Annotated in this window: 21 protein-coding genes and 1 pseudogene; 18 read left to right on the top strand and 4 right to left on the bottom strand. The window is 71.4% G+C overall.

Annotated elements, in window-relative coordinates; translation table 11 throughout:
• Positions 1-7 precede the first annotated feature (7 nt).
• Positions 8-580: an RNA 2',3'-cyclic phosphodiesterase gene (gene thpR / locus QFZ76_RS23765; protein WP_307675649.1), complete on the top strand. Its 573-nt coding sequence runs from the start codon at positions 8-10 to the stop codon at positions 578-580.
• A gap of 165 nt (positions 581-745) precedes the next feature.
• Here thpR and QFZ76_RS23760 read toward each other — a convergent pair whose 3' ends face one another.
• Positions 746-1,741, bottom strand: a complete 996-nt coding sequence (locus QFZ76_RS23760) for an aldo/keto reductase (protein ID WP_307675648.1) — start codon at positions 1,739-1,741, stop codon at positions 746-748.
• 114 nt (positions 1,742-1,855) lie between these two features.
• Here QFZ76_RS23760 and QFZ76_RS23755 point away from each other — a divergent pair, with 114 nt between their 5' ends.
• Positions 1,856-2,779, top strand: a complete 924-nt coding sequence (locus QFZ76_RS23755; protein ID WP_307675647.1) for a nuclear transport factor 2 family protein — start codon at positions 1,856-1,858, stop codon at positions 2,777-2,779.
• A 24-nt stretch (positions 2,780-2,803) separates the two neighbouring features.
• Here the strand turns inward: QFZ76_RS23755 and QFZ76_RS23750 are convergent, their stop codons facing one another.
• Complete coding sequence (locus QFZ76_RS23750) at positions 2,804-3,478, bottom strand: SGNH/GDSL hydrolase family protein (RefSeq protein ID WP_307675646.1); 675 nt, start codon at positions 3,476-3,478, stop codon at positions 2,804-2,806.
• Positions 3,479-3,569: 91 nt separating this feature from the next.
• Here QFZ76_RS23750 and QFZ76_RS23745 point away from each other — a divergent pair, with 91 nt between their 5' ends.
• Positions 3,570-4,550 (top strand): WD40 repeat domain-containing protein, encoded by a 981-nt coding sequence (locus tag QFZ76_RS23745; protein ID WP_307675645.1) that lies wholly within the window; start codon positions 3,570-3,572, stop codon positions 4,548-4,550.
• Here the strand turns inward: QFZ76_RS23745 and QFZ76_RS23740 are convergent.
• Positions 4,530-5,405, bottom strand: coding sequence for a TetR/AcrR family transcriptional regulator (locus QFZ76_RS23740; RefSeq protein WP_307675644.1), 876 nt, complete (start codon positions 5,403-5,405; stop codon positions 4,530-4,532). The genes QFZ76_RS23745 and QFZ76_RS23740 overlap by 21 nt on opposite strands.
• An 87-nt stretch (positions 5,406-5,492) precedes the next feature.
• On the opposite strand from QFZ76_RS23740, the gene QFZ76_RS23735 reads away from it, so the two are divergent.
• From QFZ76_RS23735 to QFZ76_RS23725, 3 genes are all read left to right on the top strand, one after another.
• Complete coding sequence (locus QFZ76_RS23735) at positions 5,493-6,467, top strand: ATP-binding cassette domain-containing protein (RefSeq protein WP_307675643.1); 975 nt, start codon at positions 5,493-5,495, stop codon at positions 6,465-6,467.
• The gene (locus tag QFZ76_RS23730; RefSeq protein WP_307675642.1) at positions 6,464-7,285 is read left to right on the top strand and encodes an ABC transporter permease; all 822 of its coding nucleotides are present in this window, start codon (positions 6,464-6,466) and stop codon (positions 7,283-7,285) included. The genes QFZ76_RS23735 and QFZ76_RS23730 overlap by 4 nt, the downstream gene beginning before the upstream one ends.
• A gap of 192 nt (positions 7,286-7,477) precedes the next feature.
• Entirely contained in the window at positions 7,478-8,980 is a 1,503-nt protein-coding gene (locus QFZ76_RS23725; RefSeq protein ID WP_307675641.1) for a cellulase family glycosylhydrolase, read from the top strand.
• Between the two features lie 63 nt (positions 8,981-9,043).
• Here the strand turns inward: QFZ76_RS23725 and serC are convergent, their stop codons facing one another.
• Positions 9,044-10,162 carry a phosphoserine transaminase gene (serC, locus tag QFZ76_RS23720; RefSeq protein ID WP_307675640.1) on the bottom strand — a complete coding sequence of 373 codons (1,119 nt, stop codon included), beginning with the start codon at positions 10,160-10,162 and terminating at the stop codon, positions 9,044-9,046.
• A gap of 104 nt (positions 10,163-10,266) precedes the next feature.
• Between serC and QFZ76_RS23715 the strand changes: the two genes are divergently transcribed.
• The 12 genes and pseudogenes from QFZ76_RS23715 (at position 10,267) to QFZ76_RS23660 (ending at position 23,922) form a co-directional block, all read left to right on the top strand.
• The gene (locus QFZ76_RS23715; protein WP_307675639.1) at positions 10,267-13,143 is read left to right on the top strand and encodes an FAD-binding and (Fe-S)-binding domain-containing protein; all 2,877 of its coding nucleotides are present in this window, start codon (positions 10,267-10,269) and stop codon (positions 13,141-13,143) included.
• Between the two features lie 27 nt (positions 13,144-13,170).
• A complete protein-coding gene (locus tag QFZ76_RS23710; protein ID WP_307675638.1) occupies positions 13,171-13,845 on the top strand; it encodes an HAD-IA family hydrolase in 675 nt (224 codons plus the stop codon).
• A 113-nt stretch (positions 13,846-13,958) separates the two neighbouring features.
• Positions 13,959-14,765 carry a metallophosphoesterase gene (locus QFZ76_RS23705; RefSeq protein WP_307675637.1) on the top strand — a complete coding sequence of 269 codons (807 nt, stop codon included), beginning with the start codon at positions 13,959-13,961 and terminating at the stop codon, positions 14,763-14,765.
• Positions 14,766-14,807: 42 nt separating this feature from the next.
• Positions 14,808-15,930: pseudogene (locus QFZ76_RS23700) on the top strand (lipid II:glycine glycyltransferase FemX).
• A gap of 125 nt (positions 15,931-16,055) precedes the next feature.
• The gene (locus QFZ76_RS23695; RefSeq protein WP_307675636.1) at positions 16,056-16,994 is read left to right on the top strand and encodes a DMT family transporter; all 939 of its coding nucleotides are present in this window, start codon (positions 16,056-16,058) and stop codon (positions 16,992-16,994) included.
• Between the two features lie 166 nt (positions 16,995-17,160).
• The gene (locus QFZ76_RS23690) at positions 17,161-17,676 is read left to right on the top strand and encodes an SAV_915 family protein (RefSeq protein WP_307675635.1); all 516 of its coding nucleotides are present in this window, start codon (positions 17,161-17,163) and stop codon (positions 17,674-17,676) included.
• Positions 17,676-17,978, top strand: coding sequence for a DUF6317 family protein (locus tag QFZ76_RS23685; RefSeq protein ID WP_307675634.1), 303 nt, complete (start codon positions 17,676-17,678; stop codon positions 17,976-17,978). Before QFZ76_RS23690 ends, QFZ76_RS23685 begins: the two co-directional genes overlap by 1 nt.
• The gene (locus QFZ76_RS23680) at positions 17,978-19,267 is read left to right on the top strand and encodes a WXG100 family type VII secretion target (protein ID WP_307675633.1); all 1,290 of its coding nucleotides are present in this window, start codon (positions 17,978-17,980) and stop codon (positions 19,265-19,267) included. Before QFZ76_RS23685 ends, QFZ76_RS23680 begins: the two co-directional genes overlap by 1 nt.
• Positions 19,245-19,775, top strand: coding sequence for a hypothetical protein (locus QFZ76_RS23675; protein WP_307675632.1), 531 nt, complete (start codon positions 19,245-19,247; stop codon positions 19,773-19,775). The genes QFZ76_RS23680 and QFZ76_RS23675 overlap by 23 nt, the downstream gene beginning before the upstream one ends.
• Before the next feature lie 81 nt (positions 19,776-19,856).
• Positions 19,857-20,651, top strand: a complete 795-nt coding sequence (locus QFZ76_RS23670) for a TIGR03084 family metal-binding protein (RefSeq protein WP_307675631.1) — start codon at positions 19,857-19,859, stop codon at positions 20,649-20,651.
• A complete protein-coding gene (locus QFZ76_RS23665) occupies positions 20,648-22,318 on the top strand; it encodes an acyclic terpene utilization AtuA family protein (RefSeq protein WP_307675630.1) in 1,671 nt (556 codons plus the stop codon). Before QFZ76_RS23670 ends, QFZ76_RS23665 begins: the two co-directional genes overlap by 4 nt.
• Complete coding sequence (locus QFZ76_RS23660; protein ID WP_307675629.1) at positions 22,315-23,922, top strand: acyl-CoA carboxylase subunit beta; 1,608 nt, start codon at positions 22,315-22,317, stop codon at positions 23,920-23,922. Before QFZ76_RS23665 ends, QFZ76_RS23660 begins: the two co-directional genes overlap by 4 nt.

Below are 23,922 nucleotides of genomic sequence, written 5' to 3'. Positions count from 1 at the left end.
GACGTCCATGAGACTCTTCGCCGCCGTGCTGCCGCCCGAGGACGTGGTCGCCGAACTGGCCGCCCGGGTCACCGAGTTGCGGGCCCTGCCCGGTGCGGACGCCCTGCGCTGGACCGGCCGTCCCGGCTGGCACTTCACGCTCGCCTTCTACGGCGAGTTGGAGGAGGACGTGATCCCCGACCTGTCGGCGAGGCTGGAGCGGGCCGCCCACCGCACCGCCCCCTTCCCGCTGGCGCTGCGCGGCGGGGGCCAGTTCGGCAAGGGGCGTGCGCTGTGGGCGGGCGCGGAGGGCGATGTGCCCGCGCTGCGGCTGCTGGCCGACCGGGCCGAGGCGGCGGCGCGCAAGGCGGGCGTAGCGATGGGGGAGCACCGCCGGTACAAGGCCCACCTGACGGTGGCCCGCAGCCGGGACGACATCGACGTACGGCCCTACCTGGAGGCCCTGAACTCCTTCGCCGGCCGCACCTGGACGGTGGACGAGCTGACGCTGGTCCGCAGCAACCTGCCCAAGTCGGGAGTCCCGGGCGAGCAGCCGCGTTACGAGACGGTCGCCCGCTGGCCGCTCGGCGCGGCCGGTTAGGCTCGAAGGCGTGGACCCGAAAACCCGGAACCGGATCATGGCCGGTGCGCTCGTGCTGATGTTCTTCGTCGTGGCGGTGGCGGCGGCGGTCGGAAGGTAGGACCGACCGACCGCCGCCCCTTGCCGGGCTCTGCCGCCCCCTACCAGGCGAAGGCCTGCGGCGACCTACCAGGCGAAGGCCTCCGGCGACGGCCCCGGCCCCGGGAAGATCTCGTCCAGCCCGGTCAGCAGGTCCTCGCCGAGCTGCAGCTCGACCGCGCGCAGGGCGGACTCGAGCTGCTCGGCGGTTCGCGGGCCGACGATCGGGCCGGTCACGCCGGGCCGGGTGAGCAGCCAGGCCAGTGCGGCCTCGCCGGGCTCGATCCCGTGCTTGTCGAGCAGATCCTCGTACGACTGGACCTGCGCGCGTACGGCCGGGTTCGCGAGGGTGTCCGCCGCCCGCCCGGAGGCCCGCCGGCCGCCCTTGACCTCTTTCTTGAGCATGCCGCCGAGCAGGCCGCCCTGGAGCGGCGACCAGGGGATGACGCCGACGCCGTAGTCCTGCGCGGCCGGGATGACCTCCATCTCCGCGCGGCGTTCGGCGAGGTTGTACAGGCACTGCTCGCTGACGAGGCCGATGGTGCCGGAGCGCCGGGCGGCGATCTCGTTGGCCTGGGCGATCTTGTACCCGGGGAAGTTGGAGGAGCCGACGTAGAGGATCTTCCCCTGCTGCACGAGCACGTCGATGGCCTGCCAGATCTCCTCGAAGGGAGTGGCGCGGTCGATGTGGTGGAACTGGTAGACGTCGATGTAGTCGGTCTGCAGCCGCTTGAGGCTGGCGTCCACCGACCGCCGGATGTTGAGGGCGGAGAGCTTGTCGTGGTTGGGCCAGGCGGCGACGCCGTCGCCCGCCATGTTCCCGTACATCTTGGTGGCCAGGACGACCTTCTCGCGCCGGTCGCCGCCCTTGGCGAACCAGTTGCCGATGATCTCCTCGGTACGGCCCTTGTTGTCACCCCAGCCGTACACGTTCGCCGTGTCGAAGAAGTTGATGCCCGCGTCCAGCGCCGCGTCCATGATCGCGTGACTGTCCGCCTCATCGGTCTGCGGACCGAAGTTCATGGTGCCGAGCACCAGTCGGCTGACCTTGAGTCCCGTGCGTCCGAGCTGCGTGTACTTCATGACTGCCAAGCCAACGGCCTGGAGTGCGCTCTATGCAAGCAGCCTTGACGCTAACTGGAAGTTAGTGCTTTCCTTCGGGAAGTATCAACTTGAACTTTCAAGGTCTGGAGCATCGTGACCCCCACCACGCCCGCGCGCCGCATCCTCGTCGCCGCACTCGCCGCCGGTGCCCTGCTGGGAACCGCCGTCGTACCCGCCGTCGCCGCCCCGTCCGCCCACCACTCGGTGCGCTACGGCGAGGGGGCGCGGCTCGACTACCAGAAGGCCGTTGCCGTACGTGTCCTCAAGGGCGTCTTCGAGCAGGGCGACACCGGGGTCGTCGACCGGTTCGTACGGCCGGACTACATCCAGCACAACCCGCTCGCGCCCGACGGCGCCGAGACGCTGAAGAACCTGGGAGTGGGGCTGCACCAGCAGTTCCCGGACGCCGCGTACGACATCAAGCGGGTCATCTCCGAGGGCGACCTGGTCCTCGTGCACTCCAACGTCGTGCTGACGCCGGGGAGTCGGGGCTCGGCCGTCTTCGACATCTTCCGCTTCCAGGACGGGAAGATCGCCGAGCACTGGGACACCGCGCAGAACGTGCCGGAGACCACGGCCAACGGCAACGACATGTTCTCGACGGTGAGTCGGCCGCGGACGGAGGCGCCGGGGCCGCGGTGGCTGACCGCGTACAACAAGAAGCTGGTGACCAAGGCCTTCGACCAGCTCATCGTGAAGAAGGACGTATCGGCGCTCGACACGTACTGGGGCCCCGAGTACCACCAGCACAACCCGAACATCGCGGACGGCGTGGCGGGCGCGAAGGCCGGGCTCGGCGGGTACTTCCAGGCGTTCCCGCAGCTGTCCGTCTCGCCGAAGCGGATCATCGCCGAGGGTGACCTGGTCGCGGTCCACAGCCACTACGTGAACGCGCCGGGCGAGCGCGGCCAGGCGATCGTGGACCTCTTCCGGGTGCGGAACGGGAAGATCGTCGAGCACTGGGACGTGCTCCAGGACGTGCCGGCCACGTCGGCGAACGACAACACGATGTTCTAGAGCCGGCCGCCCCTGTGCCGTGCTTCAGCCGTCGTACGGCTTCGCCAGGTCCCACGCCTGGTGCATCGCGTCCGCGAAGGCGGCCGCGAGCTTGTGCTCGCCGCTCGCGTTGGGATGCGTGCCGTCGTAGGTGTCCGTGTGGATGTCGTACGACCTGGGCGGCGACGTCAGTAGCAGGGGTGAGCGGGGCTCGTCCAGGTCGGCGACCGTCTTCGCCAGCAGGTCGTTGAAGAGGGCGACCCGCTCGGCGAAGCCGGGGTCCGACTCGGCGAGTGCGTTCGGGACGACCGGGAGGACGACCATGCGGACGCGCGGGTTGGCCGTGCGGGCCTCGGTGACGAAGCGGCGGGCGTTCCCGGCCGTCTGTTCCGGGTCGGTGTAGAAGCCCAGGTCGATCAGGCCGAGCGCGACCAGGAGGACGTCCGCCCGGTGCTCCCGTACCGCCCCGCCGATCAGCGGGGCCATGTGCAGCCAGCCCTCGCCCCAGCCGGCGAGGTGCGAGCGCGGGAAGTCGGGGTCGGCGTACGCGTGGGACGTCGGGGCGTCGGTCGCCTTGTCGTACAGCGTCTCGCGCGGGCCGACGAGGGCGAACGGGCCGCCGTACGCCGCGCGCAGGTGCTGCCACAGCCGGTAGCGCCAGGTGTGTTCGCCGGCACTGCCGATGGTCTGGGAATCGCCGACGGGCATGAACCTGAGCATCCGCTCATGATGGACGATCAGCGGGCCGGCCGGAGTGTGAGGACCGCCACCCGCGCCCGTGGAACGCGGCGCGGGATGGCAGGCTTGGGGCATGCGCCGACCGTTCGCCCTCCTCGCCGGGGTCCTCCTCGTGGGTGCCTTTGCCGTGCCCGCCTCCGCCGCCGACGGCGACAAGGGGTTCACCATCACGGACCCCCGTATCACCGAGTCCAGCGGACTCGCGGCCTCCCGCCAACACCCCGGCATCTACTGGACGCACAACGACAGCGACGACGGCGCCTACCTCTACGCCGTCGACAGCGCGACGGGGAAGACCGTCGCGACCCTCACCCTGACCGGTGTGGGCACCCCGCGTGACGTCGAGGCCATCTCCATCGGCCCCGGCAACGAGATCTACGTCGGCGACATCGGCGACAACCTCGGCGGCACCTGGCCCTATGTGTGGATCTACCGGCTGCCCGAGCCCAAGGAGTTGCGGGACCGGACGATCCGGGCCACGCAGTACGTCGTGAAGTACTCGGACGGGGCGCGGGACGCCGAGTCCCTGGTCGTGCACCCGAAGACCGGGCGGGTCTACATCGTCGACAAGAACGAGAAGGGCGGGCACCTGTACGAGGGCCCGGCCGAGCTCTCCGCCTCCGGGACCAACGTCTTCAAGCCCGTCGCCCCCGTCGCCGACCTGGAGGCCACGGACGCCGCCCTGTCGCCCGACGGTGAACAGCTCGTCGTACGCAGCTACTTCGGGGCGATCGCCTACGACTGGAACGGCGGGAAGATCAAGCGGCTGGAGCGGGTCGGCGTCCCGTTCCTGGGGCAGGGCGAGTCCGTCACCTACACCGACGACGGAACGACGCTCATGTTCGGCGCCGAAGGGACCGACAGTCCCGTGGAGCCGGAGGACGCACCCGGGAGCACCGGGTCCAAGTCACCCTCGGCCGGGGGAAGTTCGGCGGACGGCGACGACAGCGGAAGCGATGTCGGCAGCAGCAATGTCAAGGTCGGCGCGATCGCGGTGGCCGTCGCCTTCGCGGCCGTGATCGGCTTCCGGCGGCTATTCCGGCGCCGGTCGTGAACCCGCTGCCCGCCGGTTCGCGGCCTGCCCGTTCCCTTCCTGCTCGTTCCCTTCCTGCTCGTTCCCTTCCTGCTCGTTCGCGCGCCGCTCGTTCGTTCGCCGCTCGTTGACGAACACCTCCAGCCCGTCCAGGATCCGCTGCAGCCCGAACTCGAAGTGGTCGAAGTCGGGGCCCCAGGTGTCCTCGTCGAGGGTGGCGAGCAGGGGATAGCGGCCGGACGTCATGATCTTCTCCAGCATCGGCGTCTGGGCCTGCCAGAACTCCGTGTCCGTGAGACCCGTCCGGCGCTCCGCCTCCCGCTGGTACACCTGGGTGCGCGCGGCGCCGACCACGTACCCGTCGATCATGATGACCGCCGAGACCAACTCGGGGTCGGTCAGCCCCATCGGCTTGATCAGGGCCAGGATCTTCTCCATGCCGTCCAGGGCGCTCGGGCCGAGGATCGGGCGTGACTGGTTGACCTGGAGCAGCCAGGGGTGGCGGCGGTAGAGGGCGAGGGTGGCGCGGCCCATCGTCTCCAGGGCGGAGCGCCAGCTGCCGTCGCCGAGGTCGGCGGGGTTCTCGGAGGGGCGCTGGACGCGGTCCAGCATCAGGTCGAGCAGCTCGCCCTTGCCGGGGACGTACCGGTACAGGGACATGGCGCCGGTGCCGAGCTCGGTGGCGATCCGGCGCATGGACACCGCGTCCAGGCCGTCGGCGTCCGCGACCTGGACGGCGGCTTCCACGATCCGGTCCAGGGTCAGGCCCGGTTTGGGGCCCCGACTGGGGCGTCGGCCGGTGTCCCACAGCAGTTCCATGGTGCGGACGATGTCGCCGCTGCCGCTGGTCTCCGTACCGCCCTTGCCGCTCGTCATGGAGCTCAGCTTAAGTCCTCGGAAAAAACTGGGTACGGCGTACTCGCAATCGGGTACGGTGTACTCAGTTGCCGAGAAGGGGGACCCATGAGCGACACATACGCGGTGCAGGCCGAGGCCCTGGAGAAGCGCTACGGCGAGAAGCGCGCCCTCGACGGCTTCGACCTGGCCGTCCGCGAGGGCACCGTGCACGGCCTGCTCGGACCGAACGGCGCCGGCAAGACCACGGCCGTACGCATCCTGTCCACGCTCGTCCGGCTGGACGGCGGACACGCGACGGTGGCCGGCCTCGACGTGGTCCGGCAGCCGCGCGAGGTGCGCGCCCGCATCGGCCTCACCGGGCAGTACGCGGCCGTGGACGAGGTGCTCACCGGACGCCAGAACCTGGAGATGTTCGGCCGCCTGTTCCACCTCGGCGGCAGGCGGGCCAAGCTGCGGGCCGTGGAGCTGCTGGAGCAGTTCGACCTCACCGACGCCGGCGACAAGGGCGTCGGCGCCTACAGCGGCGGCATGCGGCGCCGCCTCGACCTCGCCGCCTCGATGATCCTCGCCCCGGCCGTCCTGTTCCTCGACGAGCCGACGACCGGCCTCGACCCGCGCGGCCGCGGTGAGGTCTGGGACTCCGTACAGGCGTTGGTGGCGAGCGGCACCACCGTGCTGCTGACCACGCAGTACCTGGAGGAGGCCGACAAGCTGGCCTCCCGCATCACCGTCATCGACCACGGGCGGGCCATCGCCGACGACACCCCGGACGGGCTGAAGAACCGGATCGGCGGCGACCGTGTCGAGGTCGTGGTCGCCGAGCGGTCCGAGATCCCGAGGGTGGTCAAGGTCGTCGCGCGGGTCTGCGACGGCGAACCCGAGGCGGACGAGGACGGGTTGCGGGTGCACGCCCCCGTGACCGACCGGGTGTCCGCGCTGACGGAGGTCGCGCGGACGCTCCAGGACGAGGGCGTCCGGGTCGAGGACATCGGGCTGCGCAGGCCGAGCCTCGACGACGTGTTCCTGCGCCTGACCGGACACCGTACGGACGTATCGGAAGCGAAGGAGGCCGCCGCATGAGCGCCGTCGACCTGACCGGCCAGGACGCCCGCGGACGCACGTACTGGGCCCTGGCCGACTGCTGGAACATCGTCCGCCGCGGACTCACTCATTATCAGCGCCAACCCATCAATATCGCCTGGCAGTTGGGCTTCCCCATTCTGTCCGTCCTCCTCTACGGCTATGTCTTCGGCAGCGCCATGCAGGTGCCCGGCGGCGGGGACTACAAGGACTTCCTGATGCCCGGGATGTTCGTGATGACGATGGCGTTCGGCTTCATCAACACCGCCACGCTCGTGGTCTACGACTCCACCAAGGGCGTCATCGACCGCTTCCGCTCCATGCCGATGGCCTCGTCCGCCGTGGTCGCCGGGCGCGGGGTGACCGATCTGCTCGCCGCCTGCGCCGAGTTGGCGATCATGATGGCCACCGCGTTCGCCATGGGCTGGCGGCCGGACGGCGGCTGGGGCTTCCTGGCCGCGTTCGGACTGCTGCTGTGGCTCAGGTTCGCGTTGATCTGGATCGGGGTGTGGCTGGGTCTCCTGGTCCCCAACCCGGAGGCAGCGGGCGGACTGTTCGCGGTCGCCTTCCCGCTCACCATGATCTCCAGCATCTTCGTCGCCCCCCAGCTGATGCCCGACTGGCTCGGCCATGTGGCCGCCTGGAACCCGATCTCCTCCACGGCCGCGGCCACCCGCGAGCTGTTCGGAACACCGGTGGGGGCCGGGGACTCCTGGGTCGAACAGCACGCGCTGCTGATGGCCGGGGTGTGGCCGGTAGTGCTGACGGCCACGTTTCTGCCGCTGGCGGTGCGTCGGTTCAGGAGGCTCAGTCGCTGAGTCGGCCGGGGGTCTGGGGGTTGTCCCCCAGAAGATGCAGCCTTCCGCTCGCGGTACGGAGGTTCCAGAAGCTGAGCCGGTGACGTCGGATGCCTTGACGTGTCGGTGTGACCTGACTTCCATGGGAGGAGCGGGGACGTGGGAGCGCTCCCACTCGTTCCGGGCCCGCGCCTCCCGAGAGGAAGTTGCGACATGTTCCGCAGCTTGCGAAGAGCGCTGTGCGCTGTTGCCGCGGCGCTCCTGTTACCCCTGGCCGGCGCCCAGACCGCCGACGCGGCCGAACCGGGGGCGGGCTACTGGCACACCAGTGGCCGCCAGATCCTGGACGCGGCCGGACAGCCGGTCCGTATCGCCGGGATCAACTGGTTCGGCTTCGAGACCGCCAACCACGTCCCCCACGGCCTCTGGGCCCGCGACTACAAGAGCATGATCGACCAGATGAGGTCGCTGGGCTACAACACCCTCCGCATCCCGTTCAGCGACGACATCCTCAAGCCCGGCACCATGCCCGACAGCATCAACTACGCCGACGGCAAGAACGCCGATCTGCAAGGGCCCACCTCGGTGCAGGTCCTGGACCGGATCGTGGCGCACGCCGGTGAGACCGGCCTGAAGATCGTCCTCGATCGGCACCGCCCGGACGCGGCCGGCCAGTCCGCGCTCTGGTACACGGCGGCGGTCCCGGAGTCGACGTGGATCAGCAACCTGCGGGCGCTGGCGACCCGTTATCTCGGCAATCCCACGGTGGTGGGCATTGACCTGCACAACGAACCGCACGACCCCGCCTGCTGGGGCTGCGGCGACACGACGAGGGACTGGCGCCTGGCAGCCCAGCGTGCCGGGAACGCCGTCCTGTCCGTCAACCCCGATCTGCTGATCATGGTCGAGGGCGTCCAGTCGTACGACGGTGTCAACGGCTGGTGGGGAGGCAACCTGATGGGAGTCGCGCAGTACCCGGTCCAGCTCGACGTACCGAACCGGCTCGTGTACTCGGCCCACGACTACGCGACCAGCGTGGCCCATCAGCCGTGGTTCAGCGATCCGTCCTTCCCCGACAACATGCCGGGCATCTGGGACAAGTACTGGGGCTACATCTTCAAGCAGAACATCGCCCCGGTGTGGCTCGGCGAGTTCGGTACGACGTTGCAGTCGACGGTGGACCAGAAGTGGCTGGCGGCGCTGGTGACGTATCTGCGCTCGACGTCGGCCCACGGCGCCGACAGCTTCCACTGGACCTTCTGGTCCTGGAACCCCAACTCCGGTGACACGGGCGGCATCCTGAAGGACGACTGGTCGACCGTGGACACGGTGAAGGACGGGTATCTGGCGAGCATCAAGGCGCGGGGGTTTCCGGCGGGCGACCCCACTGGCCCCGGTGATCCCGGCGGAGGCACGGCCGCATGCACCGCCGCGTACACCGTCAGCAGCGACTGGGGCGGCGGCTTCAACGCCGAGGTGAAGGTGACCAACTCGGGCACGACGCCGCTGAAGTCCTGGAAGGTGACGTGGACCTGGCCTGGTGCGCAGCAGGTCACCAGCATGTGGAACGCGTCGTACACCCAGAGCGGGGCGACCGTGACGGCGGTGAACGCCTCGCACAACGGGGCGGTCGCGGCGGGCGGTTCGGCGGGCTTCGGGTTCTCGGGTGCGCCCGGGGGCGGGGGCGTGCCGAGCGTGAGCTGCACGGCGACCTGAGCCTCTACGCGAAGAAGGGCGCCCGGTGTCCGCCGGGCGCCCTCATTCTCGTACGGGAGAAGGTCAGAGCTTCTCGATCACGTAGTCGACGCACCTGGTGAGCGCCTCGACGTCCGCCGGGTCGATCGCCGGGAACATGGCCACGCGGAGCTGGTTGCGGCCGAGCTTGCGGTAGGGCTCGGTGTCGACGATGCCGTTGGCGCGCAGCACCTTGGCGACGGCCGCGGCGTCGATCTCGTCGGCGAAGTCGATCGTGCCGATGACCTGGGAGCGCTTGGCCGGGTCGGCGACGAACGGGGTCGCGTACTTGGACTCGTCCGCCCAGCCGTAGAGGCGGGTCGAGGAGTCCTTCGTACGGCCCGTGGACCAGGCGAGGCCGCCCTGGCCGTTGATCCACTCCAGCTGGTCGTTGAGGAGGAAGAGGGTCGCCAGCGCCGGGGTGTTGTACGTCTGGTTCTTGCGGGAGTTGTCGATCGCCGTCGGGAGCGAGAAGAACTCCGGGACGTGGCGGCCGGAGGCGTGGATCCGCTCGGCGCGCTCGATCGCGGCCGGGGAGAACACGCCGATCCACAGGCCGCCGTCGGAGGCGAAGGACTTCTGCGGGGCGAAGTAGTAGACGTCGGTCTCGGCGATGTCGACCGGGAGGCCGCCGGCGCCGCTCGTCGCGTCCACGAGGACCAGCGCGCCCTCGTCGGCACCGGCCACGCGCTTGATCGGCGCGGCGACACCGGTGGAGGTCTCGTTGTGGGTGAAGGCGTACACGTCGACGCCCGCCTCGGCCTGCGGCTCCGGGTGGGTGCCCGGGTCGGAGGAGATGACGGTCGGCTCGGCGAGCCACGGGGCGAGCTTGGACGCCTTGGCGAACTTGGAGGAGAACTCGCCGAAGCTGAGGTGCTGCGACTTGTTGTCGATGAGGCCGTGGGTCGCGACGTCCCAGAAGGCGGTGGAGCCGCCGTTGCCGAGGACGACCTCGTATCCCTCGGGGAGCTGGAAGAGCTCGGAGATGCCCTCGCGGACCTTGCCGACCAGGTTCTTGACCGGGGCCTGACGGTGAGAGGTGCCCATGAGGGACGTACCGGTGGAGGCGAGTGCGTCCAGCGCCTCCGTCCGCACCTTGGAGGGGCCCGCGCCGAAACGTCCGTCGGCGGGCTTGATGTCAGCGGGAATCTGGATCTCAGCCACGGAAGGGAGGGTAGCCGTTGCGGGAAACCTGGTCGAAACGTAGTCCGTCGGCTGAGACGCGTCGGTGTTGACGGACTGGTCGGGCGGACTGATTTGCTGGAGACATGACGGATCTTGAGGCCGATCTGCGCAAGGCCGTCCGGGGCGAGGTCGGTTTCGACGTCACCTCCCGGGCGCTGACCACCATGGACGCGTCCAACTACCGGCGGGTCCCGCTGGGTGTCGTGGCTCCCCGGGACGCCGACGACGTGGCGGCGGTGCTCGGGGTGTGCCGGGAGCACGGCGTGCCCGTGGTGGCGCGGGGCGGAGGGACGTCGATCGCCGGGCAGGCGACGGGCACGGGCGTCGTACTGGACTTCACCCGGCACATGAACCGGTTGGTGTCGCTGGACCCGGAGGCGGGGACGGCCGTGGTCCAGCCGGGGCTGGTGCTCGACCGGCTCCAGGACGCCGCCGCCCCGCACGGGCTGCGCTTCGGCCCGGATCCCTCTACCCACAGCCGCTGCACGCTCGGCGGCATGATCGGCAACAACTCGTGCGGCTCGCACTCGGTGGAGTGGGGGACGACCGCGGACAGCGTGCGGGAGCTGTCGGTGGTCACCGCGCGCGGGGAGCGGCTGCGGGCCGGGCGGGGCTGGGCGGGCGCGCCCGAGGGCCTGCGCGAGCTGGTGGAGGGCGAACTGTCCCGTCTGCGCACCGGCTTCCCCGAGCTGCCCCGCCGTATCTCCGGCTACGCCCTGGACGCCCTGCTGCCCGAGCACGGCACCGACGTCGCCCGTTCCCTCTGCGGCTCGGAGGGCACGCTGGGCGTGCTGACGGAGGCGGTCGTGGGGCTGGTGCGGGCGCCACGCGCGCGTGCGCTGGCCGTACTGGCGTACGCCGACGAGAGCGCGGCGGCCGAGGCGGCGGCGGGCCTGCTCCCGTACGGGCCCCTGACGGTCGAGGGCATGGCCGTGGACCTCGTCGCCTCCGCGGCCGAACTCCCCCGGGGCGGTGCCTGGCTGTTCGTGGAGACCGGCGGCGAGACGGAGGCCGAGGCACGCGCGCGTGCGGACGCGATCGTGCGGGCGGCGGACGTCGTCGACGCGCTCGTGGTGACGGACCCGGCCGGGCAGCGGGCGTTGTGGCGCATCCGGGAGGACGCGAGCGGTACGGCGACCCGGATGACGGACGGGAGCGAGGCGTGGCCGGGGTGGGAGGACTGCGCGGTGCCGCCGGCCCGGCTGGGTGCCTATCTGCGCGATTTCAGGGAGCTGCTCGGTGCGCACGGGCTGCGCGGCACGCCGTACGGCCACTTCGGGGACGGCTGCATCCACGTCCGCATCGACTTCGACCTGCTGACGCAGGCGGGTGTCGCCCGCTTCCGGAGCTTCTCGGAGGAACTGGCCGAACTGGTCGTGTCCCACGGCGGTTCGCTGTCCGGAGAGCACGGGGACGGGCAGGCGAGGGCGGAACTGCTGCCGCGTATGTACGGCGCGGAGCTGGTGGGGCTGTTCGAGCGGGCGAAGGCGGTCTGGGACCCGGACGACCTGCTCAACCCGGGGATGCTGGTACGCCCGGCGCCCCTCGACACGAACCTCCGCTTCTCGGTGCTCCCGCGGAAGCCGGTGGACGTGGCCTTCGGCTATCCGACGGACGGCGGCGACTTCTCGGCGGCGGTGCGCAGGTGTGTCGGGGTCGCGAAGTGCCGTACGACGTCCGTGTCCGGGTCGTCCGTCATGTGCCCGTCCTTCCGGGCCACCGGCGAGGAGGAGCACTCCACGCGCGGGCGTGCCCGGCTGCTGCACGAGATGCTCGCGGGCGAGCTGGTGACGGACGGCTGGCGGTCCGAGGAGGTCCATGACGCCCTCGACCTGTGCCTGTCCTGCAAGGGCTGCCGCTCCGACTGCCCGGTCGGGGTCGACATGGCCACGTACAAGGCGGAGTTCCTCCACCACCACTACGCGGGGCGGCGACGCCCCGCCGCCCACTACAGCATGGGATGGCTGCCGGTGTGGCTGCGCTGGGTGTCCCGGCTGCGGGCGGGGGCGGTGGTCAACGCGTTCGCCGCCGTACGGCCGTTCGCGTGGGCGGCGAAACGGGTGGGCGGGATCGCGGCGGAGCGGGCGATTCCGCGGGTGGCCACGGAGACGTTCAGCCGGTGGTGGCGGAGGCGGGAGCCGGTGGGCGGCTCCGGGGCCCTGGTGATCCTCTGGCCGGACACCTTCACCGAGCATCTCTCGCCGTCCGTGGGGCGCGCGGCCGTGCGCGTGCTGGAGGCGGCGGGCCTGCGGGTGGCGCTGCCTCCGACGCTGCGGATGCGCGTGCGACCCGTGGGGGACGGCACGTCGAAGGCCGCGATCTCCCTGCTGAGCATGCGGCGGAGCCGCGTCTGCTGCGGCCTGACCTACGTCTCGACGGGCCAGCTCGACCGAGCCCGTACGGTCATGCGCCGCACGCTGGACCTGATGGCGCCGGTGCTGGAGTCGGGCGCCCCGGTCGTCGTCCTGGAACCCAGTTGCGCGGCGGCCCTCCGCACCGACCTGCCGGAACTCCTGCACGACGACCCTCGCGCCGCCCGCCTGGCCTCCCGGATCCTGACCTTCGCGGAGGCCCTGGAACGCCTCGCCCCCGACTGGACCCCGCCCCGCCTGGACCGTCCCGCGGCCGGTCAGACGCACTGCCACCAGCACGCGGTCCTCGGCGACGCCGCCGACCGCCGTCTGCGCCTGGCGGCGGGCCTGACCGGTGAGCTCGCGGGCGGCTGCTGCGGCCTCGCGGGCAACTTCGGCTTCGAGAAGGGCCACTACGAGGTGTCGGCCGCGTGCGCGGAGGAGCAGCTGCTGCCGGCGGTGCGCGAGGCCGCGGACGGCACGGTGGTCCTGGCCGACGGGTTCTCGTGCCGGACGCAGCTGGAGCAGGTGGCGGGGGTGCGGGGGCGGCATGTGGCGGAGGTCTTGGCGGAGGGTCTGGAGCAGGCGGAAGGGAAGCGGGGTGAGTAGTCCCCGGCTTCCTGACATGATCACGCCGTGACCAGTGAGTCTGAATCTGTGCGGCCCGGCCCCAGGAAGTACGTCCTCTTCGATGTCGACGGCACGTTGATCGACGCCGTGGCCAACCAGCGCCGGGTGTGGGGAACCTGGGCGGCGCGGTACTCCCTGGACCCTGACGAGGTCTACCGGGTGGCCCTGCGGACGCGGCCGATGGAGACCTTCGCGACGGTGGTCCCGGACCGGGATCCGGGGGAGTGCCTGAGCGCGCTGCACGAGCTGGAGGACGAGGACGTCCGGTCCGGCGTCTACGCGGCCTTCGACGGCGCGGCGCGGCTGCTGGGCGCCCTGCCGCCGGGTGCCTGGGCGCTGGTGACCTCGAACTACGAACACCGGGTGCGCGGGCGGTTCACCCGGACGGGTCTGCCGGTGCCGCCCGTCGTGGTGGACGCCGCCGCGGTGACGGAAGGCAAACCGTCACCTCTGCCCTACCTGCTCGCCGCCGAGCTGCTCGGCGCCCGCCCCGAGGACTGCCTGGTTATCGAGGACGCACCGTCCGGAGTTCAGGCGGGTCTGCGGGCCGGCATGACGGTGTGGGGCGTCAACGCCCCGGCCGCCGTGACCGGCGTGCACCGCCACTTCGGGAGTCTTCGCGAAGCGGTCCCCGACATCCTGGCGTTCGCTGGTGCGGAGGGGGCGGCCGCGGTGGGGTGACGGATGCGATGGGGTGACGGATGCGATGGGGTGACCGGGGGCGTGCGGCAGCGCGGCTACGCGCCCGGCGAAAACGGTCGCGTGCCGATCCGATCGGGCTGAGAGTCGGGCGCATGTCGATCCCCTCCGCTCCCGAAAGCCCCGGAAACCCCGAAAGCCCCGGAAACCCCCTGAGCCGCGTCGCTGTCCTCTCCGACATCCACGGGGTGCTCCCCGCCCTGGAAGCCGTGCTCGCCGAGCCCGACGTGGCGGACGCCGAGCGCATCGTGCTCACCGGGGACATCACGGCGGGCCCGCAGCCGGGCGAGGTCGTCGAGCTGTTGCGCGCGCAGGGCGACCGGGTGCTGTGGGTCTCGGGCAACGCGGACCGGGAACTGGTCGAGTACCGCCGGGGCGAGCGGGACACGATCCCCGACCCGATCGCCCCCTTCGCGGCGGAGCAACTCACCGACGAGCAGATCGAGTTCCTGGCCGGGCTGCCCACCACGCTCACCCTCCCGATCGACGGTCTCGGCAAGGTCCTGTTCTGCCACGCCACACCGCGCGACGACGAAGAGGTCGTCCTCGTCGACTCCCGCCCCGAGCGCTGGACGGAGGTCTTCGCGGACCTCGACGAGGACGTCCGCACGGTGGTCTGCGGCCACACCCACATGCCGTACGTCCGCCTCGCCCAGGGGCGCCTGGTGGTGAACCCCGGCAGCGTCGGCATGCCGTACGGCCGCACGGGCGCCCACTGGGGCCTGCTCGGGCCGGGAGCCGACCTGCGGGTCACGCCGTACGACATCCCCTCGGCGGTCAGCCGCCTCGTGGCGGACTGCGCCTACCCGGACATCGCCGAGTGGGCCGACTACTTCCTCAACGCCCGCGCCACGGACACGGAGGCACTGAGGCTGTTCGGTCCCCGGGACGGCCGCGGCTGACTCATAGGCTGTCACGCTCAGCCACCGTCAAGGAGTCCACGCATGACCCTCCGCATCCAGACCCTCTCCCGCGACGAACATCTCACCTTCGTCGCGGCCCGCCCCTCCGCCAGCCACATGCAGGTCCCCTCCTGGGGCGAGGTGAAGCCTGACTGGCGGGCGGAGAGCCTGGGGTGGTTCGACGAGGAGGGGCGGCTGGTCGGGGCGGGGCTCGTGCTGTTCCGGGCGTTGCCGAAGCTGAAGCGGTACCTCGCGTATCTGCCCGAGGTGGCCGCTGATCGACTGGTACGCGGCCGACCTCGACCGGTGGCTGGAGCCGATGCTCGCCCACCTCAAGCGACAGGGCGCCTTCTCGGTGAAGATGGGCCCGCCCGTCGTCGTCCGCCGGTGGAGCGCCGACGCGGTGAAGGCGGCGATCGCCGATCCGGCGGCCCGGCGCCTGCGGGACGCCGAGGCGACCTCGCACGAACCGGGCGCCGCCGAGGTCGCCGAACGGCTGCGCCGCGCGGGCTGGCGGCAGACCGAACCCGGCGGCGAGGACGGCTTCGCGGCCGGACAGCCCCGGTACGTCTTCCAGGTGCCGTTCGCCGGACGGTCGCTGGAGGACATCCAGCGCGGCCTCAACCAGCAGTGGCGGCGCAACATCAAGAAGGCCGAGAAGGCCGGCGTGAAGATCGAACGCGGCGGTTACGACGACCTGCCCGCCTTCTACGAGCTGTACGCCGAGACCGCCGAGCGCGACCGCTTCCTCCCGCGCCCCCTGTCCTACTTCCAGCGCATGTGGACCGCGCTCACCACCGAGCACCCCGACCGGATGCGGCTCTATCTCGCCCACCACGACGGCGACGTCCTCGCCGCGGCCACCATGCTCACCGTCGGCGACCACGTCTGGTACTCCTACGGCGCCTCCACCAGCCGCAAGCGCGAGGTCCAGCCCAACAACGCCATGCAGTGGCGCATGATGACCGACGCCCGCGAACTCGGCGCCGCCGTCTACGACTTCCGGGGCATCACGGACACGCTGGAGGAGTCCAACCACCTTCTGGGGCTGCTGCGCTTCAAGGCCGGCGCGGGCGGTGAGGCCGTCGAGTACCTGGGGGAGTGGGACTTCCCGCTCAACCGGCTGCTGCACAAGGCGCTGGATCTGTACATGGCCCGCCGCTAGGCCCGGTGGGCGGGCGCCCGGGACAGACAGTCGTATAAGGGGTTCACACACCTGACGCAGTCCATTACTCTGGACTGCGTCGTACAGTGAGATGTACGAGCCCTCGAACCGCCCCGGAAGGCCCCGTGAGCACCCGCAGCGCAACGACGTCCACCTCCTCCTCCGCCGGTCATGCACCCGAGCCGGCCGGCGCTCCCGGCCGCTGGGGTTCGCTCGGGCCGGTGGGGCTGGTGCTCGCCGGGGGTGTCTCGGTGCAGTTCGGCGGTGCCCTCGCCGTGACGCTGATGCCGAGGGCCGGCGCGCTCGGCGTGGTCACGCTGCGTCTGCTGGCGGCGGCAGTCGTGCTGCTGCTGATCTGCCGGCCCCGGCTGCGCGGTCACTCGCGCGCGGACTGGGGCACGGTCGTCGTCTTCGGCGTCATCATGGCCGCGATGAACGGCCTCTTCTACCAGGCCGTCGACCGCATCCCCCTGGGCCCGGCGGTCACCCTCGAGGTCCTCGGCCCCCTCGCCCTCTCCGTCCTCGCCTCCCGCCGCGCGCTCAACCTCGTCTGGGCGGGCCTGGCCCTCGCCGGCGTCTTCCTCCTCGGCGGCGGAGGCTTCAGCGACCTCGACCCCATAGGCGTCGCCTTCGCCCTGGGCGCGGGCGCCATGTGGGCGTCGTACATCGTCTTCAGCGCGCGTACGGGCCGTCGCTTCCCGCAGGCGGACGGGCTCGCGCTGGCCATGGCCGTGGCGGCCCTGACGTTCCTCCCCCTCGGCATCGCCGAATCGGGCACGAAGCTCCTCGACCCGACGACGATCGCCCTCGGCTCGGCGGTGGCCGTCCTCTCCTCCGTCCTGCCCTACACCCTCGAACTCCTCGCCCTGCGCCGCCTCCCCGCCTCCACCTTCGCCATCCTGATGAGCCTGGAACCGGCCCTCGCCGCCACGGCCGGCTTCCTCATCCTCGACCAGACCCTGACCACCATCGAGTCCGCCGCGATCGCCCTGGTCATCGTGGCGAGCATGGGGGCGGTGCGGACGCAGGTGGGGCGGGGGAGGGCGACGCTGCCGGAAGCCTGAGAGCGGCGGTCCGGTCATCGGGCGGTCAAGCGCGCATCAGCCCGTGGCCAAACGGTCGTATGGGTTCCGCATGCCCCGCCCTCTTCGCCCGAGATGGCATGTTTTGCGCGTTTGCCTGCTGGCTACGGTGGTCCCGCCACTCGTCCACGGGGAAGAGGAGACGGCGGTGGGCCTACCGAACCGTTCGCGCCTTCTCGACTATCTCGACTGTCTCGACCATGCGGAACCCGACCAAGCGGAGCCGTCCGCGGGTCCGGGCGAGCCTCGGCGCCCTGAGCCCCGCAGATCGCGCCTTCTCGACTACATCGACGCCGAGCCGCGGGAGTCACCGGGCCCGAAGCCGGGTGTCCCCGCCTACCACACGCCCGTGTTCGTGCCCGCCCATCCCCGCCACGTCGACACCACGGACCCGTCCGGTGGCGCTCCCGCCCGCGTTTCCTACATCGAGTACGAACTGTTCGCGCACCCCACGGACCGGACCGTGGCGTTCGCCTTCACCACGCTGGAGGGGCTCGTGGCCGCGCTCGGTGAGGCGCAGCCGTGGGTCGCCACCTCGATCGGCCCGCTGGCCGAGGGGATGGGCGCGCAGGGTGTCACCGTGCTGCTCGACCCGCGGATCGCCCCGGGCCACTACAACTGGCAGCCGGCCGACCTGGCCGCCTACGCCCGGGGGGCGCGCTGATGACGGCCGACTTCAAGGCGATCCTCAGCGACCTCACGTCGTTGTCCACGACCTTCCACGACGAGGCCGTCACCTACCGCAAGCTGCACGCCGATGTCGCCCCGCCGGTGGCCGACGGCGGCGACCCCGGCCTCGACCACGCCCTGCGGGAGGTTGCCGAGCTCATCGTCGGCCTGCACACCGGCTTCGCCGACCGGCTGGACGACCACGGCGACAAGGTGGCCCACGCCCGCGACTCCTTCCAGCGTCACGACATCGACGTACACGGACTGTTCGAGGACTTGATGGTGGGTGACGGCTGATGGCGGACAGCTGGGTCGGCGGCGACATCGGCGGGCTGCGCACGATGGCCGAGACGTACAAGAACGCCCAGCGGAAGCTGGACGACGTGGTCCAGCCGCTCGGTCGCGCGGTCGAACGCCTTGTGGACGACGCCAGTTGGAAGGGTGAGGCCGCCGAGACCTTCCGTGCCACCTGGAGCGAGGACGCCATGGCGGCGGGCGCCTTCGCGAGCCTCGTGCACAGCGCGGGAGCCATCGTCTCCGATCTCGCCGACGCCCTGTCCACCTGCGAGACGGCCCTGCAGAACGCGGAGCACACGGCCACGCGCCAGGGGGCGGCGACGGGGGACAAGGGGGTGCCCCTGGCCGTCGTCATGGCCGACCCTCCCAGCGCCGAGGACCAGAAGGCCGGCTCCGCGACGAACGAGTACGCCACGGTCCGACAACAGATCCTGCACACCGCCCAACAGGCCCGGCTGGTGGCGGCGGACAGGCTGCGGGGGCTGTACGCGCAGGTGACCTCGCCGGTCTCGACCGGAGACAAGCTCACCCTCGCCGACTATCTGCGGGGCCTGTACGCCTATGACGCCGAGGACGCGCGGGCCGGCGGCACGAAGGCCCGGGCCGCGCTCGACGGCGCCAAGGCCGAGGAGCAGGCCGCCAAGAAGGAACTGCGCGCGGAGCGCAAGGCGTTCCAGAAGGCGGGCCGGGCGCTGCCCAAGGACCTCCCCGCCAAGGGCGCCTACGCGGACGCGGTCACCAGGGTCGACTCGCTGGAGGAGGCCGTCGTCCGCGCCGACCACGGCAGTACGGCGCTGCCCTACGACCGGGCCCTGAACGTCAAACTGGCCGACGCGGCGGACGCGCTGCGCCTCGGCAAGGGCATGGAGAAGCTGCCGGACTTCCTCAAGGAGGTCCCGGTGCTGGACGTCGCCGCGGCCGGTGCCTGCGGGTTGCTGGAAGCCTCCGACGACCACGACAAGGGCTGGTCGTGGCAGAAGTCCGTCGCGGTCGACGGCGGAGCCAACCTGGCCGGACTGGCCGCCGGTACGGCCGTCACGGCGGGCCTGGTGGCCCTGGCGCCCGTGGACGTACCCGTGGCCGTGGTGGCCGGGGTCGGCGGTGCGGTGGTGGTCGGCGCGACCGGCGTCATCGACCACGCCTTCCACGAACACTGGAGTGAGGACATCCACGACCGGGGGGTGGTGGGCGGTGTGCTGCACGGCACCGGCCACGTCCTGTCGGAGACCGGGGACGACTTCGTGAGACTGAAAGACGACGTGTGGAATGGCATCAAAAGCATCTTCTGAAGTCCCCGCCCCCCGTGTCAGGCCGTCGATCCCCGCCCTGCCGGGCCTCGGCACGACCTGGTACGAGCGCGGCGCGCGCTACTGGCTGCGCCGCACTCTCGGTGCCCTTGTCTGGTTCGCCGTCCTGGCCTTCGTCGTCTACATCTCGCTCCGCCTCTACGGCAGCTTCCGCGCGGGCCTGTCGCCGACCGTGCGCACCGTGTGGGACGGGGCGCAGGTGGCCGCCTCCTGCGGGGCGTCGGTGTGGGGGTGGCGGGTGCAGCGCCGGGACCACCGCGAGAAGCTCCAGGACCCGCCGACCCCTGACCGGGCCGGCCGGAACAAGCGCGACGAGACCCGCCGTTCCGTGGGGCTGGTCCTCGCCGGCCGGCTTCTCTTCGTGATCGCGGCACCCGTGATGCCTGCGTTCGCCGCGTGGGGCGTGGGCTGGGCCGTCGCCGCGTTCACCGTCCGCGAGTACCCGAGCGAGGTCGGCGCCCGCCGCTGGCTCAAGGAGCGCACGGCTTGAGCACACGCTTCGAAGCCCACGTCGTGAAAAACAAATGCAAGCACGCTTGATTGTTTCTCGGGCCGCTGCCATGCTCCCCCCATGGCCGACCCGACGCCCGTGTTCGAAGACCTGCGTGCGGAGAGCGAGGAACTCGACCGGCTCGTCTCCGAGTTGAGCCCGGAGCAATGGGCCCTCGCCACCCCTGCCCCCCGCTGGACCGTCGCCCACCAGATCGCGCACCTCGCCTGGACCGACCGCTCGGCGCTGCTCGCCGTCACGGACGAGGACGGCTTCCGAGCCCTGGTGGAGAAGGCGCTCGCCGCCCCCGACTCGTTCGTCGACCAGGGCGCCGAGGAGGGGGCCACGCTCCCGCCCGACGAGTTGCTGGCGCGGTGGCGGGAAGGACGTACCGCTCTCGACACGGCGTTGCGCGCATCCCCGCCCGGCGCCCGCTTCCCCTGGTATGGCCCGCCCATGTCGGCCGCGTCCATGGCCACCGGCAGGCTCATGGAGACCTGGGCCCACGGCCAGGACGTGGCGGACACGCTCGGTGTGGTGCGCCCGCCCACCGACCGGCTGAAGCATGTGGCACGCATCGGTGTGCGCGCCCGCGACTTCACCTTCGGGGTACGGGGACTGACCCCGCCCGCCGAGGACTTCCGCATCGAACTCGCCGCACCTTCCGGCGACTTGTGGACGTACGGCCCCGAAGACGCCCCCCAGCGCGTCACCGGCCCCGCGCTCGACTTCTGCCTCCTGGTCACCCAGCGCGCCCACCGCACCGACCTCGCGGTGCGGGCCGACGGCCCCGACGCCGACCGCTGGCTCGACATCGCCCAGGCCTTCGCGGGGCCCCCGGGAGCAGGGCGCCCACCCAAAGGGGACGCCGGGTGAGGGCTCTGCGTATCGGCAACGCCTCCGGGTTCTACGGCGACCGCTTCGACGCCATGCGCGAGATGCTCACCGGCGGCGAACTCGACGTCCTCACCGGCGACTACCTCGCCGAGCTGACCATGCTCATCCTGAGCCGCGACCGGCTCAAGGACCCCGGCGCCGGGTACGCCCGTACCTTCCTGCGGCAGTTGGAGGAGTGCCTGGGGCTCGCGCAGGAACGGCGTGTGCGGATCGTCGCCAACGCCGGCGGCCTCAATCCGGCCGGACTCGCCGACGCCGTACGGGAGTTGGCCGAACGCCTCACCATCCCCGTGCGCGTGGCCCACGTCGAGGGCGACGACCTGACCGCCCGGCATCCCGGCAGCCTCGCCGCCCACGCCTACCTCGGCGGCTTCGGCATCGCGGCCTGTCTCAGGGAGGGCGCCGATGTCGTGATCACCGGCCGCGTCACCGACGCGGCCCTCGTCACCGGCCCGGCCGCCGCCCACTTCGGCTGGCGGCCGGACGACTACGACCGGCTCGCGGGGGCCGTCGTCGCCGGGCACGTCCTGGAGTGCGGCACGCAGGCGACCGGCGGCAACTACGCGTACTTCCAGGACGGCGATGTCCGCCACCCCGGCTTCCCGCTCGCCGAGCTCCACGAGGACGGCACGGCCGTCATCACCAAGCACGCCGGCACCGGCGGCCTCGTCGACATCGGCACGGTCACCGCCCAGCTCCTCTACGAGACGTCCGGCGCCCGGTACGCCGGCCCCGACGTCACCGCCCGCCTCGACACGATCAGGCTCACCCAGGACGGCCCCGACCGCGTCCGCATCGACGGAGTACGCGGCGAACCCCCGCCTCCCACCCTCAAGGTCGGCCTCAACCGCCTCGGCGGCTTCCGCAACGAGGTCACCTTCGTGCTGACCGGCCTCGACATCGAGGCCAAGGCCGCGCTGGTGCGGGAGCAGATGGCGGCGGCGCTCGCCAAGGTCGCCGAGGTGCGCTGGGACCTGGTCCGTACCGACCGCCCCGACGCCCCCACCGAAGAGACCGCGAGCGCCCTGCTGCGGCTCGTCGTCCGGGACCCGGAGCAGGAGGTCGTCGGACGGGCCCTCAGCGGGGCGGCCGTCGAGCTGGCGCTCGCGAGCTACCCCGGCTTCCATGTGCTGGCCCCACCGGGAAAGGGTTCGCCCTATGGGGTCTTCGAGGGTGCGTACGTTCCCCATGGCGCCGTGGACCATGTGGCCGTCCTCCACGACGGGCGCCGGGTCCCTGTGGCGCCAGCCCACCAGACCGTCGTACTCGACGACGTGCCGGAGCCGGTCCCGCCCGAGCCCCTGCCTCCGGGACCGACCCGCCGTGCCCCTCTCGGCCTGGTCGCCGGCGCCCGCAGCGGCGACAAGGGCGGGAACGCCAACGTCGGAGTCTGGGCGCGGACGGAGGAGGCCTGGCGGTGGCTGGCCCACGAGCTGACGACCGGCAGATTCCAGCAGCTGCTACCGGAAAGCCGTCCGCTGACCGTCACCCGCCACACCCTCCCCGACCTCCGCGCCCTCAACTTCGTCGTCGAGGGCATCCTCGGCGAGGGCGTCGCCGCCCAGCACCGTTTCGACCCGCAGGCCAAGGCCCTCGGCGAATGGCTGCGCTCCCGCCACCTGGACATCCCGGAGGCCCTGCTGTGACCGTCCTTTCGTCGACGTTGGACACCAACGGCCCCGACTACCGCGCCAACCGCGACGCCATGCTCGCCAAGCTCGCCGACCTGGACGCCGAGCACGCGAAGGCCATCGAGGGCGGCGGCCCGAAGTACGTGCAACGGCATCGACAGCGCGGCAAGCTCCTCGCCCGCGAGCGCATCGAGCTGCTCCTCGACCCCGACACGCCCTTCCTGGAACTGTCCCCGCTGGCCGCCTGGGGCAGCGACTACGCGGTCGGCGCCTCGCTCGTCACCGGTATCGGTGTCGTCGAGGGCGTGGAGTGCCTGATCACCGCCAACGACCCGACCGTGCGCGGCGGCGCCAGCAACCCGTGGAGCCTGAAGAAGGCGCTGCGCGCGAACGACATCGCCCTCGCCAACCGGCTGCCCTGCATCAGCCTGGTCGAGTCCGGCGGCGCCGACCTGCCGTCCCAGAAGGAGATCTTCATCCCCGGGGGCGCGATCTTCCGGGATCTGACGAGGCTGTCGGCGGCGGGCATCCCGACCATTGCCGTCGTCTTCGGCAACTCCACGGCCGGAGGCGCGTACATCCCCGGCATGTCCGACCACGTGATCATGGTCAAGGAACGCGCGAAGGTGTTCCTCGGCGGGCCGCCGCTCGTGAAGATGGCCACCGGCGAGGAGAGCGACGACGAGTCCCTGGGCGGCGCCGAGATGCACGCACGCGTGTCGGGCCTCGCCGACCACTTCGCCGTCGACGAGCGGGACGCGCTGCGGCAGGCGCGGCGCGTGGTGGCCCGCCTCAACCACCGCAAGGCGTACGGCGATCCGGGCCCGGCCATACCTCCCAAGTATGACGAGGACGAGCTCCTGGGGATCGTCCCCGGCGACCTGAAAACCCCCTTCGACCCCCGCGAGGTCGTCGCCCGCATCGTCGACGCCTCCGACTTCGACGAGTTCAAGCCGCTGTACGGGACGAGCCTGACGACCGGCTGGGCGACCCTGCACGGCTATCCCATAGGGGTGCTGGCGAACGCCCAAGGGGTGCTCTTCAGCGCGGAGTCCCAGAAGGCCGCCCAGTTCATCCAGCTCGCCAACCAGCGCGACATCCCGCTGCTCTTCCTGCACAACACCACCGGCTACATGGTCGGCAAGGAGTACGAGCAGGGCGGCATCATCAAGCACGGCGCGATGATGATCAACGCGGTCAGCAACTCGAAGGTCCCCCACCTGTCCGTCCTCATGGGCGCGTCCTACGGCGCCGGCCACTACGGCATGTGCGGCCGCGCCTACGACCCCCGCTTCCTCTTCGCCTGGCCCAGCGCCAAGTCCGCCGTCATGGGCCCCCAGCAGCTCGCGGGCGTCCTCTCCATCGTCGCCCGGCAGTCGGCGGCGGCGAAGGGACAGCCATACGACGAAAAGGCTGCGGACGCGGACGCCGCCCTGCGCGCCATGGTGGAGCAGCAGATCGAGTCCGAGTCGCTCCCGATGTTCCTGTCCGGGCGGCTGTACGACGACGGCGTCATCGACCCGCGCGACACCCGCACCGTCCTCGGCCTGTGCCTGTCCGCCCTCCACACGGCCCCCTACCAGGGCGCGCGGGGCGGCTTCGGCGTCTTCCGGATGTGA

This window comes from Streptomyces sp. V4I2 (genome assembly GCF_030817655.1).
Taxonomy (GTDB): Bacteria; Actinomycetota; Actinomycetes; order Streptomycetales; family Streptomycetaceae; genus Streptomyces; species Streptomyces plumbiresistens.
This window is presented reverse-complemented; position numbering and strand designations above follow the sequence as displayed.